Origin of the sequence: Lactobacillus sp. UMNPBX17 (assembly GCF_002553735.1) — a bacterium.
GTDB lineage: Bacteria > Bacillota > Bacilli > Lactobacillales > Lactobacillaceae > Lactobacillus > Lactobacillus gallinarum.
In genome coordinates this window covers 1-18,102 of record NZ_PCYT01000034.1, presented here as the reverse complement: position 1 = coordinate 18,102, position 18,102 = coordinate 1, and the positions used below count along the sequence as shown (strand labels likewise).

Annotated in this window: 22 protein-coding genes and 2 pseudogenes; 9 read left to right on the top strand and 15 right to left on the bottom strand. The window is 35.4% G+C overall.

The window, feature by feature from the left end; genetic code table 11:
* Positions 1-109 precede the first annotated feature (109 nt).
* Both CP368_RS10765 and CP368_RS10760 read left to right on the top strand, forming a co-directional pair.
* Positions 110-535, top strand: coding sequence for an SH3-like domain-containing protein (locus CP368_RS10765; RefSeq protein WP_233185819.1), 426 nt, complete (start codon positions 110-112; stop codon positions 533-535).
* Positions 536-747: 212 nt separating this feature from the next.
* Entirely contained in the window at positions 748-1,578 is an 831-nt protein-coding gene (locus CP368_RS10760; protein WP_233185818.1) for a hypothetical protein, read from the top strand.
* Positions 1,579-1,624: 46 nt separating this feature from the next.
* Here CP368_RS10760 and CP368_RS06515 read toward each other — a convergent pair.
* Positions 1,625-2,090 (bottom strand): annotated as a pseudogene (locus CP368_RS06515) (alpha,alpha-phosphotrehalase); the annotation flags it as partial.
* Between the two features lie 173 nt (positions 2,091-2,263).
* Between CP368_RS06515 and CP368_RS06510 the strand changes: the two are divergent.
* Together CP368_RS06510 and CP368_RS06505 are read left to right on the top strand one after the other, a co-directional pair.
* Positions 2,264-2,533 carry a hypothetical protein gene (locus tag CP368_RS06510; protein WP_098044400.1) on the top strand — a complete coding sequence of 90 codons (270 nt, stop codon included), beginning with the start codon at positions 2,264-2,266 and terminating at the stop codon, positions 2,531-2,533.
* 138 nt (positions 2,534-2,671) lie between these two features.
* A complete protein-coding gene (locus CP368_RS06505) occupies positions 2,672-2,941 on the top strand; it encodes a hypothetical protein (protein WP_098044400.1) in 270 nt (89 codons plus the stop codon).
* A gap of 51 nt (positions 2,942-2,992) precedes the next feature.
* Here the strand turns inward: CP368_RS06505 and CP368_RS06500 are convergent, their stop codons facing one another.
* From CP368_RS06500 to CP368_RS06465, 7 genes and pseudogenes are all read right to left on the bottom strand, one after another.
* Entirely contained in the window at positions 2,993-5,497 is a 2,505-nt protein-coding gene (locus CP368_RS06500; RefSeq protein WP_098045879.1) for an excinuclease ABC subunit UvrA, read from the bottom strand.
* Between the two features lie 28 nt (positions 5,498-5,525).
* Positions 5,526-5,999, bottom strand: coding sequence for a pyridoxamine 5'-phosphate oxidase family protein (locus CP368_RS06495; RefSeq protein ID WP_098045878.1), 474 nt, complete (start codon positions 5,997-5,999; stop codon positions 5,526-5,528).
* Positions 6,000-6,005: 6 nt separating this feature from the next.
* Positions 6,006-6,302, bottom strand: a complete 297-nt coding sequence (locus CP368_RS06490; RefSeq protein WP_233185817.1) for a hypothetical protein — start codon at positions 6,300-6,302, stop codon at positions 6,006-6,008.
* Positions 6,250-6,795: pseudogene (locus tag CP368_RS06485) on the bottom strand (glycine betaine ABC transporter substrate-binding protein); the annotation flags it as partial. The gene CP368_RS06490 and the pseudogene CP368_RS06485, both read right to left, overlap by 53 nt.
* Complete coding sequence (locus CP368_RS06480; RefSeq protein ID WP_098045877.1) at positions 6,792-7,553, bottom strand: nucleoside phosphorylase; 762 nt, start codon at positions 7,551-7,553, stop codon at positions 6,792-6,794. The pseudogene CP368_RS06485 and the gene CP368_RS06480, both read right to left, overlap by 4 nt.
* A gap of 15 nt (positions 7,554-7,568) precedes the next feature.
* Complete coding sequence (locus CP368_RS06475; RefSeq protein WP_098045876.1) at positions 7,569-7,988, bottom strand: cytidine deaminase; 420 nt, start codon at positions 7,986-7,988, stop codon at positions 7,569-7,571.
* 264 nt (positions 7,989-8,252) lie between these two features.
* On the bottom strand, positions 8,253-8,729 hold the full coding sequence (locus CP368_RS06465) for a GNAT family N-acetyltransferase (RefSeq protein WP_087236155.1): 477 nt from the start codon (positions 8,727-8,729) through the stop codon (positions 8,253-8,255).
* Between the two features lie 89 nt (positions 8,730-8,818).
* Here CP368_RS06465 and CP368_RS06460 point away from each other — a divergent pair, with 89 nt between their 5' ends.
* From CP368_RS06460 to CP368_RS06445, 5 genes are all read left to right on the top strand, one after another.
* Positions 8,819-9,256: a hypothetical protein gene (locus CP368_RS06460; RefSeq protein ID WP_098045875.1), complete on the top strand. Its 438-nt coding sequence runs from the start codon at positions 8,819-8,821 to the stop codon at positions 9,254-9,256.
* A 56-nt stretch (positions 9,257-9,312) separates the two neighbouring features.
* Entirely contained in the window at positions 9,313-10,023 is a 711-nt protein-coding gene (locus tag CP368_RS06455; RefSeq protein WP_098045874.1) for a GNAT family acetyltransferase, read from the top strand.
* A gap of 88 nt (positions 10,024-10,111) precedes the next feature.
* Positions 10,112-10,333, top strand: a complete 222-nt coding sequence (locus tag CP368_RS10755) for a hypothetical protein (RefSeq protein WP_233185816.1) — start codon at positions 10,112-10,114, stop codon at positions 10,331-10,333.
* Entirely contained in the window at positions 10,267-11,292 is a 1,026-nt protein-coding gene (locus CP368_RS06450; RefSeq protein ID WP_369822639.1) for an MFS transporter, read from the top strand. Before CP368_RS10755 ends, CP368_RS06450 begins: the two co-directional genes overlap by 67 nt.
* A 65-nt stretch (positions 11,293-11,357) precedes the next feature.
* Entirely contained in the window at positions 11,358-11,939 is a 582-nt protein-coding gene (locus tag CP368_RS06445) for a hypothetical protein (protein WP_089146042.1), read from the top strand.
* 129 nt (positions 11,940-12,068) lie between these two features.
* Here CP368_RS06445 and CP368_RS06440 read toward each other — a convergent pair whose 3' ends face one another.
* From CP368_RS06440 to CP368_RS06415, 7 genes are all read right to left on the bottom strand, one after another.
* Positions 12,069-12,617, bottom strand: coding sequence for a Fic family protein (locus tag CP368_RS06440; protein WP_233185815.1), 549 nt, complete (start codon positions 12,615-12,617; stop codon positions 12,069-12,071).
* Positions 12,618-12,893: 276 nt separating this feature from the next.
* The gene (locus CP368_RS06435; protein ID WP_233185814.1) at positions 12,894-13,340 is read right to left on the bottom strand and encodes a hypothetical protein; all 447 of its coding nucleotides are present in this window, start codon (positions 13,338-13,340) and stop codon (positions 12,894-12,896) included.
* A gap of 11 nt (positions 13,341-13,351) precedes the next feature.
* Positions 13,352-13,633: a hypothetical protein gene (locus CP368_RS10380; RefSeq protein ID WP_143437572.1), complete on the bottom strand. Its 282-nt coding sequence runs from the start codon at positions 13,631-13,633 to the stop codon at positions 13,352-13,354.
* A gap of 385 nt (positions 13,634-14,018) precedes the next feature.
* Entirely contained in the window at positions 14,019-14,396 is a 378-nt protein-coding gene (locus CP368_RS06430; RefSeq protein WP_087236144.1) for a DUF1304 domain-containing protein, read from the bottom strand.
* Positions 14,397-14,408: 12 nt separating this feature from the next.
* On the bottom strand, positions 14,409-15,149 hold the full coding sequence (locus tag CP368_RS06425; protein WP_098045872.1) for a DUF4097 family beta strand repeat-containing protein: 741 nt from the start codon (positions 15,147-15,149) through the stop codon (positions 14,409-14,411).
* Between the two features lie 6 nt (positions 15,150-15,155).
* Positions 15,156-16,739 (bottom strand): ABC transporter ATP-binding protein, encoded by a 1,584-nt coding sequence (locus tag CP368_RS06420; RefSeq protein ID WP_098045871.1) that lies wholly within the window; start codon positions 16,737-16,739, stop codon positions 15,156-15,158.
* Positions 16,729-18,039 (bottom strand): ATP-binding cassette domain-containing protein, encoded by a 1,311-nt coding sequence (locus tag CP368_RS06415; RefSeq protein WP_369822638.1) that lies wholly within the window; start codon positions 18,037-18,039, stop codon positions 16,729-16,731. Before CP368_RS06415 ends, CP368_RS06420 begins: the two co-directional genes overlap by 11 nt.
* Between the last annotated feature and the right edge of the window lie 63 nt (positions 18,040-18,102).

The following is an 18,102-nucleotide window of genomic DNA, read 5'->3' as shown; positions in this document are numbered from 1 at the left end:
AAAAAAGCTGACTGCTAGGTCAGCTTGGCCCTATCCATCCCCGCATTAAAATACGGGGATTTTCGGGCGTTTTTCATTAAAAATTAATCCGTTAAAAAACGGATCTATCGTGTTAAAGCCTGCACCAGTAACTACTTACACTAATGTTCAAACTAAATTGGCTGGACCCCATGATTTTCCAATTTATCGCAATATTTCTAAAGACGGTGGTATCAATGCTTTCACTTCTACCAAGGATTTCAGGAACGGTTTGCTTCAATCTCTTAAATCAGCGCAAACCAAGCAAGGGCGTTTTTATCAATTAATAGTCAACGGTAGACAAATTGGTTGGGTTAATGAAAAATTCTTTTTACGTAGCAAACTACTTGCGGCAAAGCATGTATCTTTAACTCGTAATCCCTATTACTCTTTCCCAGTGAGGGATGCAATTTCTTATATTGCAGACAAGCATGGCACCTTAATCGATCCTAAAAAAGTATCTGCATCCCAAAATTTTTTTAATTCTACAACTCCTGGTAATTTACAATTAAATTAAAATACCATCATTTAAAAACAACAATCAACGTTCATGTTAGACCTAATTTAAACGAAGGCATTACTGTCGCAAACAGAACTGCTATTGTTGGACCTTCTTTAGTAAAAACATTCTCTGGTAGTTCCAAATCTCCTTCTCCAAATTGGAATCCCGAAAATAATTATCAGCCTGAAACCGAAATTAATAGATATTATGATAATAAGCATAATTTTATGATAACCCAATTTTACCAACCTCGTTTTCATTCATTAACGCCCCAACCTACTCCTCTTAATCAAATAGGAGTTATTCCTCAAGGGATCAGCCTTAAACAAAATCAATTAACTGTTTCATATTTCAGTGAACCTAACGTTGAATGGGGACATCTAGTTACTTATAATCTCAATCATTTGTCCGATCCACTTAAATCACAAAATTTACTTACTATGAAGTGGCGAGAATTAAAAAACACATCACGCAATATTGCAGTATCTCCATATATGAAGCTGGGGCACGGACAATCTATCGGCATGACTAAAAAATATATTTATGTACTGGCTAGCAGCAACAAAGAAGCTAATCCCGATAAATCCGAAGAAATTTTTCAAATTTCTAGAAAAAACTACCAAATTAACCATCTTTGGACTATAAAAGTATGGAATCGTTCTAGCTATTATCCACGCTATTTTCATAACGCTTGCTTTATTAATAGTCACTTAATGTACGCTACTTTTCATAATGCCAGCAAAGGATTATATGAATACTGGAAATTAAGTCGAAACGGAAATACATGGATGCCAACAGAAATCGGAGCAACTCAATCTGATTTTGTAAAAAACAATTCACCTCTGCAAGGCTTTACCTCTAGTCGTTCTAAGTTTTACCTAGCTTTTAACGATAATTTATTCATAATTACCCATCCAGGAAAACTCATACAACACTACCAATTTCATACCTTGCGCGAAACCGAAGGGATAGCTGTAGAAAATGATCGCCCTTATATTGAATTAGCACGCAGACCCGAATTGCTACAAATAAAAAATCAACAAAATAAAAAGAATTGATAATCACAAATTAACTATGATTATCAATTCTTTTTTATTATCTTATCTAAATCACAACTGCTAAAGCCTCATACAGCTTTAAGATGATCTCTTGTTTAAATTGGTTACTGTTATGTTCATAATTGCTAATTAAAACTTGATAGTTCTTATTAACATATTCTTTAGGTAATTTAGCCTGACATTCCTTGCCATAGAAGTTAGTAAAGACTACTAATTTTTTATCACTGTTATCTAAGAAGCGTTCATATGCAAAAACTTGTGGATGATCCTTCAAGAACATCTTAATATGCCCATAAGAAATTAACTTTTCATTCTTACGCAACTTAATTAGTTTTTGATAATAGTCAAAAATTTCGCCACTTGCTAGTTCTTTCTCTACATTAACTTGATTTTGATCAGTTGGCATCAGCCATGGCTTTACATCACTAAAGCCAGCATATTGACTATCCATCCCAATGCATTAGCACACGTGAATTATCTCTTGCCTTGGTCTTAATGATTTTTAAAGCTTTCATTTCTATTTGTCCTCCATCAATGTTATATATATTATAACCAATCATACACAAAAACGAGTCCCAAAAAAGACTCGTTTTTTTATCTATTCAAATTGTTTCCAATAATCAGCTATTTACTATACAGACAATTTCTTTGCTACAATAATAAAGATCCATGAGGAGTGATTTTTATGTTATATCCATACGCTGAATTCCCAGGCGAATTATCAATTACGTATTCTCAAATAATTCCCGATCCATCCCAAAAAGACGGTATTAAAATTTATGTACATTTTGAAAAACCAACCGATTATGGCTTCAAGAAAGCCCGCTACACTCTTCCTGACTATAAGGAAGTTTATAATTATAACTTTACTTATTCAGAAACAAAGAACAACATAGAAATCCTTAAAAGAAATGCACCATTAATTATGGAATGTGCTAAAGAAGAAAAACAGTAAACCCATTCTCTCTACACAAAAACGAGTCCCAAAAAAGACTCGTTTTTTTATCTATTCAAATTGTTTCCAATAATCAGCTATTTACTATACAGACAATTTCTTTGCTACAATAATAAAGATCCATGAGGAGTGATTTTTATGTTATATCCATACGCTGAATTCCCAGGCGAATTATCAATTACGTATTCTCAAATAATTCCCGATCCATCCCAAAAAGACGGTATTAAAATTTATGTACATTTTGAAAAACCAACCGATTATGGCTTCAAGAAAGCCCGCTACACTCTTCCTGACTATAAGGAAGTTTATAATTATAACTTTACTTATTCAGAAACAAAGAACAACATAGAAATCCTTAAAAGAAATGCACCATTAATTATGGAATGTGCTAAAGAAGAAAAACAGTAAACCCATTCTCTCTACACAAAAACGAGTCCCAAAAAAGACTCGTTTTTTTATCTATTCAAATTGTTTCCAATAATCAGCTAAATACTGTGTAGTCAAACTGTCAGGATTCTTAACCAATTCTCGCGGCATCCCTTCAGCCACGATTCTACCACCAGCTTTACCGCCGCGTGGTCCAAGATCCAAAATATAATCACTGTTTACAATCAAATTCAAATCATGTGTGATCGTGATAATGGTTGCACCTTGATCAAGCAATTTTTGCATCACGGTTACCAAAACCTTCACATCTAAGGGATGCAAACCGATCGTTGGTTCATCGAAGACAAATAAAGTATCATCTTGCTTATGACTCAAGTGAGTTACTAGCTTCAACCTCTGGGCTTCACCACCAGATAAGGTTGGTGTACTTTCACCTAAATGCAGGTAATCCAACCCTACTTCTTTGAGTAACTTTAATTCACGTTCGATCTTTGGTACCTTTTTAAACACAGGCAAGGCTTCATTAATATCCAAATTAAGCATATCAACAATCGACATCTCATGCCACTTAACTTGCTGAATTCTCGGATTGTAACGTTCACCATGACAAGTTGGACATGTATGCTGCATATCTGGTAAAAATTGAATATCTAATGTAACAATTCCAGTTCCACCACAAGTAGGACATGCACCTTCTTTATTGTTATAGGAGAAGTAACTTGGCGTGTAATGCTTTTCTTTTGCTAACGGCTGACGAGCAAAAAGCTTACGCAAATTATCCATGATTGAAGTATAAGTAGCAACCGTTGAACGGGTACTCTTGCCAATCGGTGTCGCATCAACACTAACTACATTATGGACAGGTGAAACGAATTTCTTAATTTGTTTCGGTAACTTTTCACCCTTAGCTTGTGCCTCAATAGCCGGAACTAAAGAATCTAAAATCAAACTGGTCTTACCCGCTCCAGAAAAGCCAGTTACTGCAGTAATTTGATTAATCGGAATTCCTGCTTTAATATCATGCAAGTTGAAATAATGCTCCACTTCAAATTTGATTTGATCAGGGTTAATCTTATCAGTCGTTTTTCTTGCCATTAAATCAGCTGTTCCATTTAAGTATGGAGCAATCAAAGACTTTTTATTGTTTTCAAGTTCTTGCGGTGTCCCTTGAGCTAAAATTTGCCCACCCTGGTCACCAGATCCTGGTCCGATTTCGATAATCTCATCGGCTGCCTTAATAATGTCGACATTGTGATCAACTACGACCAATGAATTGCCTTGTGCAACAAGTTTACGTAAAACTTTAATCAAACCATCGACATTAGCCGGATGAAGACCGATAGAAGGTTCGTCTAATACATAAAGAACACCGGTGGTTTCTGTTCTCAGAGTCCGAGCCAATTGGATTCTCTGTAACTCACCAGTTGAAAGCGTATTTCCGGCACGTGCCATGGCTAAGTAGTCCAACCCTAAATCAAGTAGCGGCTGCAAATTATTGATGAATTCTTTAATCAATGAAGAAGCCATCTGATGCATTTCTTCTGGTAACTTAGCTAAAACTTCCTTACTCCAAGCTGGCAAGTCACCCAATTGCATATGTTCGACTTCATCAATATTTTTACCATTAACCAACTGCTTAAGTAGCTCAGGACGAAGTCTAGTACCATGACAGACTGGACAAGTTGAATAAGTAAAGAATTCCGCAATTCTTTTTTGTGCTCGTTCACTCTTGCTACTCTTTGCTGAACGCAGGACTGCCTGGTGCGCATTTTCATAAAGAGCATTGAAGTCGTGAAAAACTCGACCAGTACCGGATAAGAAGTCCATCTTATATTTCTTTTCTGGACCGTTCAAGACAAAGTCTTTTTCTTTTTTAGTTAAATCCTTAAATGGAACATTAATGCGCACTCCTGCATGCTGGGCAACGCTTGGCATAAAATTACGTCCTGGCAATGACCACGAAGCAACCGCGCCGTCTTCGATGGACAGATTTTCATCAGCAATCAACTTATTTTCATCAAGTTGACGCACCTTCCCTGTACCGCCGCATTCAGTACATGCTCCATCTGAATTGAAGGCGAACTCTTCTGCACTTGGAACATAAAACTTAACACCACAGGTTTGGCAGGTAATCCGTCCCATTTCTTCGCCAGGCTTGGACATTGCTTCGGCAATTGCTAGACTCGGTGCGACTCTATGACCGTTGGGACAAACAGGCGAACCAAGCCGTGAAAAAATCAAACGCAAAACATTAAAGGTCTCAGTTGTTGTACCAACGGTTGCTCTTTCATTTGGAACGCTGGGGCGCTGACGTAAAGCCAGCGCTGAAGGGATATGCTTAACTGAAGTTACATCAGCCTGCGCACCTTGCTTGATTCTTCGCCGCATATATGTAGAAAGCGCATCAAGATAACGACGCGATCCTTCTTCATAAAGAATTCCCATGGCTAGGGATGACTTTCCAGAACCAGATAAGCCTGAAATAGCGACGAATTTATGGAGTGGAATATTGACATCAATATTCTTTAAGTTGTGAACTTTTGCTCCTCTAACTTCAATTTGACTTGGTAATGCCATATTGTTCCTTTCTATTTAATAATGTTTTTTAAAAATTAAAATGCTTCTGAAAAACCGGTTTTTGCCTTAAATCGTAAACTGAACCATCAATCGGCGTAATCGCAAAGGGACGCAATGTACTTCTACTTGATCTTGAATCAGCCGAATCAATCTCGACCATTTCAGGATGTGCTTGATAGATTTGATCCATGTATGAATCATCAACTTCCTCTACTTTACCATTGACAGTTACAGCTACTGAATTCATTGTTTCTGTTCCTTTTAAGCCAGTAATTGAAATAAAGGGATGCTTTTTTAATCTATTATAGAATGCACCATTTACAATAGTCGAAAAGATTAAACGATTTTGTTTATCAACTAATTCAATATCAGCCGCATTACTGCGAGGATGCCCTTGATCATCGACTGTTGCAAAAATGACGGTCTGAAAACTATCGACAATTATTCGCAAAAATTCTTCTTTAGTCAATTTATCATCTAATGCGGGTACTTCTTTTCTCATTCTCTGTTATCCTTTCACAATATACGCTAAAATGCTGTCTTTGGTTAAACCTAAGCGTTCAATATTAATGCCAATATTAAATTGCCATAGATCATCACCTAATTGTAAATTATTAGTCTCGGCATACTTTCTAATTTCAGTAAGTCCCTTTTCCATACCATCTTCTGTATTTTTAACTTTGACTACTATATATTCTCCATCATTTTGTGTAAGAATGGGAATTTTAACTTCATCATCATAAACTTTTTCCTTAATAATTATTTTTAAGCCATTCTCTGGCAACAGCTTGATAAGACTTGCCATCAACATCAACTTTCTTATTTAATAAAGTCAATTCCTTAGTAGTAAGCTTAGCATCGATTTTATTCAAAATTCTCTTGATTCCAGGATTATCTTTCAAAGTCTTTTCACGAACTAAAGGCACTAAATTATATGCTGGCCAGAAGTTTTTATCATCCTTCAACGCAAAGAAATCTTTAGTAGCAAGCTGGCCTTCTGTAGTTGAAGCAGGAGTAATATCGCCATCACCACGTGCTAAAACCTTATATTTTAAGCTAGGATCATAAATCTTTTCACTCTTAAAGTTAAACTTGCCGTAGGTCTTTTCAAGACCAGGGATCCCATCTTCACGCTTGTCGAATTCACCTTGGGATGCAAAACGAATCTTATCAGCCTTCTTTTGTAAATCAGATATAGTCTTGATGCCATATTTTTTGGCAACAGAAGTTCTAATTGCGATACCTTGAGCATCTGAACCTGGAGCATAGTTCAAAGTAGTTAGATTCTCTTTAGTTACATCCTACTCAAAATCTGTGAACAAATCTTCAATCCAGCACTGTGAGAATCGCTACCCCAATCACGTTCATCATAATTTTCAATATCTGCAAGCGTATCCGCAGTAAACAAAATTTGCGCAAAATCGACATTTCTAAATTGGGCACAGGCCGCCATTCCGGCGCACTCCATTTCAACTGTCGCAGCACCTAGTTCTCGAAATTGCTTAACTCTATCAGGAGTTTCTCTAAAGAAACCATCAGTCGTCCAAGTAGTTATTTCATCGCAGCCTAATTTCATGTCTGTAATTATTTTTTCGATCTCATTAAGGTAATCAGACTTCATATCAATGAATTGTCCTGGCTCTTGGTAGTAAAAAGAAGTCCCTTCTCCTCTAATAGCCCTGACTGGTAAAAACATCTCATTCTCTGGTAAATCGATTAATGCCCCCGTATTGCCAAAAGCTAATACTTGTTTTACTCCATACGCAATTAGCCAATCTAATAATTGAGTTGCAGCCGGAGCTCCCAGTGGTGCCTGACATAGTGTTAATTTTTCATTATTTATTTCAATTTCATAGATATCTGGTTGAAAAGAAACAGAATCAAAGCTACCTAAAATTTTATGCGGCACTTGTTTTAAGAAGCTATCGATATCTTCCTTTGGTACAAATGCATACACTAATTTTTCATGAAATTTAAAAGGTAATTTATCGTGATTAGGCTCAAGAACTGCATGCTCGTTACTGTCAAATCCTAAAATAAAAGGTTTCTCATTCATCTTTATTCCTCCAAATCATAACCACCATTCTGGAGTTAACTCACCTAACGTCATTATTTTATTTTTCTCATAGTCCATCATTACTTCAACATTTTGATAATCTTTTTCCATCATCTGAACCATGAATTCGCGGCAGGCACCACATGGCGCACCATTTTTACCATCAGACATAAGCGCCAATACACGTGAGATTTTAGTTTCACCATTAGTAATCATATTAAAAAGCGCATTTCTTTCAGCGCATACGCCTAAAGTACAGGCTGTGTCAACACACACTCCGGTATAAATCTTTCTCGATTCTGACAATACTGCAGCGGCCACACCACCAGCTTCCATATGATCGGATATTTCATGGAAGCCCTGTACTTTTTTTGCTGCTTGAAACATCTTCTGCCAAGTAGAGTAAGGAGCTAATCTATTTTTAACGTCTTTCATTCTCTTCTCCTTTAGTAAAAAATGCTTTAACCATTACATAAATTGCAATCCAAATAACTAAACTTAGTAGCCAGAATCAGGAATTATTGGTTATCGTCAACGAGACTCCATTATTTACCATCAAGTTCATTTTTATACCAAAAATTAGCTCAATAGTATGTAATCGCACGTGCGTCCACAATGAAAAAACAAAGTACAGCATAATGCAAGTGCACCAAATTCCTACTGCTTTAAAAATATTTTTTACAATTGTATTCATCTTAATTATTCCAATTCCATCGTGTCCTCAGAAAAAACGATTGGAAATTCATCAGACCATTTCTCAGTCCTTGTTTCGGTTACCTTAAAGCCAAATTTCTGATACAAATTCTTGGCGCGTTCATTATCAGCAAACACGGCTAATCTTACTGGTCGCGGCAGCTTCGCCAGAGCGGTCTTCATCAATGCGGAACCAATGCCTTTTCCCTGCATCCCTGGCAAAACATACAAGAAATCTAAACGGCGTCGTCCAAGACCGACAAATCCAACTACTTGCTCATCTTTTTCAGCAACGTAAATATCACAGGACAAAAAATACTTGAGATATGGTGCATCTTTTAACGAAATAAAAACTTGTTCCATCCCTTCTGCTTCAAGTTCCTGCATTCGTCCTTCATCCATGACTTTAGCAAGTTCATCAAAGTCTTCTGCTTTATATTTTCTAATCATGACTTCTGTCAAAACCAAATGCACCTCTTTCATTAATTTATTATAAGAAATAGATTGTTTTTTTAATTCTATCATATATAATTTTAAGCAATATACTAAATTGTTGAAATGAGGAAATCGAAATGAGAAAAACAACTAAGTTTATTCAGCTACTTCTGATAGTTTTAACTTTACTAGTTGGTTCATTTTGTGCTGCGACAGCGTGGATGGCCTTCAATAATGGTGATCAAAAAGTTATGTTTGTCGCACTAATTTTTGCTCTAATTTGCTTTATCGGCACTATTGCTTATTTAAAAGCATTGCTAAAACCATCAAAAGATGAGCCAGAATCTGCTGAAGATCATCAAGTAAAAGTTGTCGCAGCATATCAAACTTTTTCGATCTTAGATTATGTGACTATTGGAGCAAGTATTATTTCAATGATTATATCTACCTACTTGAAAAACACTAACTCTGCCAATTCACAAATCGCATTAACTATCTCTTTAACGCTTTTTGCAGTTTGGGTGCTAGGCAGTATAATGAACATCATTTGTTTACTTAGAACTTCGGAGAAATAAAGAAAAGCCGCAACAGTGGCTTTTTTTACTTTTATACATTTATGGTGGATGCGAAAATGAAACTTAGAAAAATTAATCCTCAAACATATGAACTATTTGAAAACAATCAATCTTTAGGTACCATTTCTACTTACCGCAATCCTTTTCATGACTCTTGTATATACTTGAAGTTTAACTTAATTAAAATTCCAACCACTTCACCATTTCTAGAAATTAGGAAGCAAGAACAAAAGCCACTACAAGTCATGATTGAATCTAGCCACACTAAACTCGTAGATTTTATGCTAAAAAATGGTTTCAAATGTAAAAGATATTGCTTTGAGGCTAAAGTGAGTGCTACTGACTTAAAGCATCCCTTAAGAACCCAGTTTAAAGTACTGCCTTTTGATGTAAAAGATCCTATCTATTCAAAATGTTGCGATTTTCTTTATAAATATTACAAAACTACTCATGAATTAGTCTCACCTCTTACCGCTAGTAAGAATGAATTCATTACTGAAGTTCCGACAAAAACTGGATATTATAGTTTGGATAAACAGGGGCGACTCAACAATGTTGCTTTTACAGAAAACAATGTAATTGCTTATCTATGCTCAGTTGATCCTACAAGTTGTTCATCCTTTATAGATAATTTGTTAATTAAAATCTTCAAAAAATATTTCACTACATTTTTTGAAGCCGACGATACCGATTGGGCGGCTAGTGAATTACTTGATAAATTTAATTATAAAAAGAATGAAAGTTTCAATACTTACATTTACGAGTAAGAGCTTTACTTTTTTCAACTTTTTCTTAATATAATAAAAATTATGGCATACTAACCGCAATACATATATCTAATTGGAGTTGTTGTGAATGTTAGAAAAGAAAACTTACCTATTATTCCGAGCCACCATGTTTTTATCCAATTCTCTCTTTGGCATGATCATCATCTGGTGGCTGCAAACCCAAACCGGCAAATCATCTTTAGTCGGCTTGACTAACGCGATTTTCTCAATTACCGCTGCCTTATCAATTTTTACGGTCCAATTATTGATAAGCATTCCTTCAAGAGAGCCAGTCAAATATCCCTATTAGTTCAAACTATCTTGTTATTCCTTTTAGCGGCAGTAATGTTCTGGCTGAGTCATGACATAGTACTAACGATTTTAATTTCAGCTGTTCTTTCCATGTGCGATGAATTCTTCAGTCCGGCCGATCGTGCAATCCTTAAAGAAAGCGTCCCTTCTAAAAAAGATTTAAACAGCTTAATTTCAAAGTTGAGTATGATTGATCAAGTTGTGAATATCGCTGGTACTGCCCTTTCAGGTGTTTTATTGAGTCTTTTAATCGCTGGACAATCGATGCTAGTTTGTAGCTGTTTAAGTCTGATTAGTGTCTTCTTCCTGTATGTTGCTTTAAGAAAAATCCCATCGACGAAGCCTCAAGCAAAAGATACCGATAATGAAACTAACAATTATCGCGCAAAAGTGTTCAGCGGCTTAAAGTATATTCGCCAAAATAGGTTTCTTAAATACTACTTTTGGTCATGTATCTGCTATTCCTTCGTTTCACCAGCGTTAATTATTCTCTTACCTAAACTAGCCGATAAGCTTGGCTCTGCTGGACTTTATAGTACATTCTATCTTTGCTTTGTCGGTGGCTTTCTCTTAGGAGCACTCATCTCGGGCAAGCTAACTCCTACAGTTAAAACGATCTCCTACACTTGGATGCTTAGTACCATTCCTTTATTAATGATGATCTTCTTCCTGTCTAATTGGCTTGCATTAAGTGTGCTCATCGCCTTGTTTGGTTTTCTAACTAGTTTTCAAAATATTCTGTCAGAATCAATGATTCAGATTACTACGGAAGATGCTTATTTAGGACGTGTCCTAACCACGATTCGTACTAGTACTTCAATTGGTGGTCCAATCAGCTCCGTGGTTGCTGGGATCATGCTCGATCATTCAGGCGATCAGATTTTAATTATTCTTTGCGCAGTATTCGTCTTCATTGGTGGAATCAACATGCTATTTGCAAAAGAAGCGGCAAACTAAGCCGCCTTTTATTTTGTTCAAAGATATTTTATAATTGAGATTAAATTTAAGAAAAGAGAATAAATATGAAAAAAGCGATTGTTTTAATCAGTGTAATGGCCGCTGCGCTGTTGACGGGATGCAATAAACAGACGGCAAAATCAAATTCAAGTTCACAATCATCAAGTAGTTCAAAAATTGTACGTCATGAGACTAAATCATCTAGTGAAGCTCCTCGCATTAATATTCATAAAAAATATAAGGGCTTTAAACTTGCGACTGTACCTAGCCAGTACCGTGGTACCTGGTATCGCGGCGATCCTTATTCTAAAAAGGCTAGAAAACTCGTGATTACTGAGCATACGGTTAACGGCAATGTCACTTATCAGAAAATCGATCCAAATTTAAAATTGAATCGTCACTCTGAAAAACAAAATAAAAAATACTCTGGCAATATTGTTCTAATTGATACTCAAGGTAATTCGTTAAAAGTGCGCGGCTTCTTGGATCTGGTGAACTTGGATTATCAGCCTGGTCAATTTAAGAATCATGATTGTCTCTTCTTAAGCTACGGGACCGATCCTAGTGTCGTCAACGGTGCGATTTTCAAAGATAAAAGTGTTGCGCTTAAGTATAGAAAGTATGATTTCACTAAGGTAAAGAAATAGTAAACTATTTTACCAATAAACGGCTGGACAAATCATTTAATTTCTTTAGCTATTTCACGATACTAACAAATAAAAGGTCTCTTAGAAAGTTAATGTCTTTCTGGGAGACCTTTATATTTGCTATACATTTTATTCGTAGTCTTCAGAATTAATATTAGGTTTCGGTAAATTTTGCTTATGATCAAAAGTCACACCTTGGATTCCATTCACATAAGTCCAATCCTTAAGTGTCTTCATGTCGCCAGACAAATAATATTTACTGATCAAATCATTCCAAACATCCCACTTATCCAATGGTACGTTAATCAAACCTGCACCATGATCTATCATCAACTTATTCGCTACTAATATCGCCGTTCTTTTATTTCCATCCCCAAAAAGTTGATTGCGCATATTATGATACATTAACGTCATTGCTTTATCTGTAATAGAAGTATCTTTTTGCATCAAATTATTAAAAAAATCTACTTCTTGAGGCTTCCATTCGCCTTTATTATTACCAAGTTCTACAGTAACTGAATCTGTTCTAAAACTGCCCGGATTTAACGAATCATACCTCGCAACCAACAGATTAATATTCTGCTCAATTTTTAACGATAGTTCTTTATTTTCTTTAATAACATACTGCCAGCCCCGCTTCAATTGAACAATTACGTTCAAATTATTAATAGATAACACCAGCCGGACTCATGCTATCAATAATCGTTTGCGTTTGCGGTAATATAGTATTTCCCCCTTCAAAACGTGAATTTGTAAAAACTAATCTAACTAAATTCTTTTTTGGCAAAACGTCTATTTTGTTCTTTTGTTAAGTGAAATTTATCAGGATACATCAATAACTCCTTGTTTATATTCTACTAAAAAGAAAACGACGCAACCAATAACAACAAACTAAGAATTACGAATTTAAAAAGCATCAAAAGTTAGAATTTTCTAACCTTTAATGCTTTTTTACTATGATTTTTCAATTGCATAAGCAATCACCCAAATTACTATTACAAAGATAATTGCTATCAACCATGCAGCTGAAGAAAATTGCCCACCTACTAAAATCATCAGACCAATTGCTACAGCATAGATACCGGCTAATGCCATTTTTGCTCGCTGATATTTTCCCTTTAAAGTATTTTTATACTTCTTTAGTATTTCAGACATAATCGTATAAATGACTATTGCGGTATAGATAAAGGCACTACTGAATGCCATCACTTTTCTATAATACATTATCCAAAGGATAACCATTAATAGAAACATGAAAACATAGCCTAAGATATTCAATACTTTTTCTAACTTAGCTAACTTTTTCTTCTTGGCATAGCTAGCTAAAAGTGCGACGGCTACCAACACAACAATAACCGGCAAAAACCACTGTCCACCGGTTAAAACACTCGTTAAGAACATCATCTCACCCCTTAAATATTGAATAAGACACCAACAATTGAAAATAGTATCAATACCCAAACGAAACTTATAATCAGACCTAATGCAAAAGCCAACCATTTTTTCATTCTCTTTTGTAAAATTACATAGGTCAAAATTAATACAGCAGTCTGAGGCACAGCGGCCAAGAAATTAGTTAGCGATTCTATCCGCAAAGCACTAATTGCAACAAACGCCAGACTAGTAATGAATGAGATAATCGCCATTCGCTTAACGCTAATATCTTCTACAAATTCAAAAACCAGAAATGCCACAATGAATCCTCCACCAATGTAGGCAGATTTAAAACCATGAAGAGACAAATTCATCAATGAATTGTGCAAACTAAATCCATTTTTAGCAAAATACAATAACCCTGTAATTACAATCCCTAGTAAACTGCACCAAAAATATTTCTTTGCTAAGCCACGATTATTTTTAACTAAAAATCAAAACGCGATGACAAAACCAATTACTGGAATAACTAAACTCGCCACTATCAAGACATCTTGTATATATTCTTTTTTGCTTAAATCTTCATTCATTTTCCCACCAGATTCCCTATATTTAAAATTATATACTTATAAGATGAATAAACAATAAAAAGTCGTATTTGAATCAAAGAAAAAATCAAATACGACTTTTAGTAAAAATATTCAGTTAAATCAAAAACAAGAATGCAATTAAAGCAGGAAGCAACTGCACCAGCCAAATCTTTTTAGTTGCAGTAAAACCACCAAAGATGGCCACAACCATGATCATCCCCAACAGTAACTGCCAAACTTTAATCACTGTACCAAATGGGAAAACAAAGTAACTCAAGATTAACAATAATCCCAGCATCCCATTATAAATACCTTGATTAGCCATCGAAACACGAGCTTCTTTTTGCTTAACAAAATTTTCACTCATATCAAAGGCCTTGGCTTGCTGAGCTGGTTTACCAAATATTTCTAATAGACAAATTCCAATATGTTCAATTCCGACAATAAAAACTAGCGCGATCTCAATCATCAAAAAAGTTGCTGCTGTTTCCATACTCTCTCCTATCTATTTGACAATGTTGTCACCCGACACTGCGCTCATTTTTAAATGGCTACCATTAGTTTCTTTACCAATTTGCGCATGAGTAGCTTTCCCTCCAAAAATAGTGTTATCACCACTCAATGTTGTCAGGTCACATTGGTCAACTTCAACATTTTCTATTAGATTATCCCCTGAAACAGTTGTAACTGCAAGACTTTTCGTGATTTGACTATTCTTTAAAAGAAAACTACCACTAGTCAGATCCGCATTACCAGAATCGACTTTCAGTTGATCTAATTTTGCATCCCCTGAAACAATGGACAACGACAACTTTGCGACCTTTAATCTATCAATCTTCAAATCACCACTAGCAGAGCTAAATTCCAATTCATCTAAATTAACATCTTGTATTCTCGTATCTCCGCTAGCTAGGCCAATATATGCTTCACGTAATTGGTGATCTTTTGGAACAGTAATTTTTACTTTACCTACATCACTGCTTGTCACTACTTCTATTTTGAACAAGCCTTTCTGCCAGAATTTACCATTCTTACGATCAGTTTCAGGCTGCTTAAGTCGCAGCTGCTGCTCATTTTGTATTACTACTGGCTGTTTGTCTTCTGGGCCATGATAGTGAACCTCAAAATGATCCCCAGATTCAATTGCTAAATTTATATCCGCAAAATTTACTTGCAGTTCCTCAAATGCCTCATTAGTTAAGATCTTATCTACCTTTTCAATTTTATCGTTTTTATTAGAAAACATGTTACATCACTCCTTAACTAAGTGAATCTCACGATCAAACAACTGCCGCATCCCTTCATTAAAATTATGCGCAATAAAGACAATCGTAGCTTTTTCTTTGACCAACTTTTGCAATATATTCATCGTAGCCTTTTGATCAATGGCGCTGGTTCCCTCGTCAATCAAAATAATATCAGCATCGTGAATTTTGGCTCTGGCGAGCACAATCTTTTGTCTTTGACCACCAGAGATATTCAAATTATCCAAATTCAGTTTTTCGTTAACGCCGTCTTTGAACTTGGCAATGTCGGGTGCAAAATTAACTTCATCAATGACCTGGGCAACTTTTTGATCTAAATGATCGTTAAACATCGTAATGTTGTCTTTGATGGTCCCAGGGAAAAGATTAGGATTTTGCGGAATATAACCGATTTTTGTCATATCTGGGTTGACCACGTTGCCTTTTTTATCTTTAAATTCAACTTTTCCCTTACTTGGCTTAATTGAACCTAAAATCAGCTTGAACAAAGTGGACTTACCAGCACCAGAATCCCCTGTTAGCAGGATCTTTTCACCTTGATTGATTTTTAAATCAGGGAAACGCAAGCTTTCGCCATTGGGAAAATCGAGGGCTAAATCATGTGTCGCAATCGTTGCGGGTGCAGCTGTAGTATGCTTTTTCTCTACATTAATTTCAAAAGTGTCTGCACTAATATTATTCATCAAATTATGTGAAGATTTCATATAACTGATTGCCTGCAACATTTGCCGTAAACCAATCGAAATATTAGCTGCAAAATTTTGCACAGACATAATTGCACCGAAGATAATCAATCCCTTAGTGATCAAAGAAGCTGTCATTGCCATCAAAATTATTTGCATGACAATATTGCATACACCGTTAAGAATGATCATCTCTTGTTGTGCTGCAGTTTGCTTAACGTGAGCCTGCTCGACTTTATCAGCTGCTTGCTCTTGCACTTTAAATAATTTGATCCCGGCAAAATATCTTCTAATTTCTTCAAGTCCAGAAAACCACTGCGACAAGGTATTCAAGTACATCTTATTTTGTTTGGATAAATTATCGGTTGCCCGTTCCATCTTTTTCTGGACTAATTTCGGTACATAGTAAGTAAAAATATCTAAGATAACACTAGCAACAAATAATGACCAATGCACAGTAATTAAAGCAACTAAGGCTGCAACAAACATCGTGCCATAAAAAGGAATAATTATATACCACTCAAAATAATTATCTTTTACCAAGTTAAGATCATTAGTAATTCTGTTTTGTACATCTGCAATTGCATGATACTTTCCATCTTTGAAGTAATGATCAAAAAGTTTTTGACGCAGCTTTTGATTATATTCTTCCTCTTGAACCCTAACTTCGTATTGAATGTAATAAATCAATCCTTGTGCAAATATGTAAAAGATACCTAATATTAAAACGGTCCAAAGTACACCAGACCAATTATGATCTTTAACATAAGTCAACCAATACATCTGAACATAACCACCGCCAATAGCGCCTACTCCAGCTAAGATGGAAAGAACATTAATGTAAATAAAACGGAAATAGTTAGTCTTAATAAATCCTTTAAAGCTCATCTGTTTCACCTGCCTGTCCATTGCTTAATACAATCTTGCGGTCAAAGGCATTTATTAATTCATTTGAAAAGTTATGAGCAATCATGACAATAGTCCGATCAGTTTTAAGCAAGTTCTTCAAAACTTTCTTAGTTGCTTCACTATCTATTGCGCTAGTTCCTTCATCAATAAAAAGCCACTTCGTTTGATAAACCAGAGCACGAGCCAAAATAATCTTTTGTTTTTGCCCTCCAGATAGATTATCTTGATCAAGGTCAACTGCTGTCTTGATTCCTGCAGGGAATTTTTCAATGTCTTTATTTAGATCAACCCACTGAACAGCTTTTTCTGCTAACTTATTCAACTTTGGATCAAACATTGTGATATTGTCTTGAATACTGCCAGGAAATAAAATTCCATCCTGAGCTACGTAGCCAATTTCATCAGAATTAATATTTAAATCTCCCTGTTCATCTACAAAAGAAATTTTGCCTTGAGTTGGCTTCAGTTTGCCCAAAATCAGCTTAAACAAAGTTGACTTTCCAGTTCCGCTGTCACCCAGCAATAAAACTTTCTCTCCCTTTTTCACTTCTAAGTCAGGATAAGTAATTTTCTCACCATTAGGAAAATGCAAACCCAAATTTTCAATTTTTAATTCAGCAATATTTTGATCACCGTGTTGATTTTTTGCAATTTGTACAGGCTTCTCCATCGCTGATATTTTTTGATTAAGTTCTTTAGTTGATTTGATTAAATTCCACTCTGAAACTAAATATGTAATCCCGTTCATCACAGTTGAGCTAAATGCAATCGTCGTCATCACAGCACCAAAAACAATTTGTCCTTGGAAATAGAGATAACCACACAAGAGCATCAAAATTACCTGACCAAAAGTATTAAAACCAGCACTAACTACATCCGCAATAGCTACAATTTGTCCTTGTTTAATAGCAGCCTTTTTATACGCTGTTGTCGATTGATTTAAAGAGCTATTGAAAATATCAAAGCTAGCATATCTTCTAAGTTCATCTAGTCCATTAATCCACTTAGCAATACTATTTAATAGAGATTTGTTTTTCTCAGTAACTTGAATAGTGGCCTTCGATGTCATATTTTCAAAAAGCTTAGGCAACACTAATGAGATAATTGTCAGAATTAACGTTAAAATAGCTAAACTCCAATTAAAGTAGAATAAAATGATAATGGATAAAATCACATCCAAAGCATACATGTAGACATTTTTTAGTGGTGTCGCATAATTTTTAGTTAACTGATCAAGATTAGCATTCAAATCATTTTGAACTTTAGCTGTTTCCGTAATATTATTTTCGTAAATTGCAATAATAAATTGAACACTTACGCTGTTTGATAGATTTTATCTAAT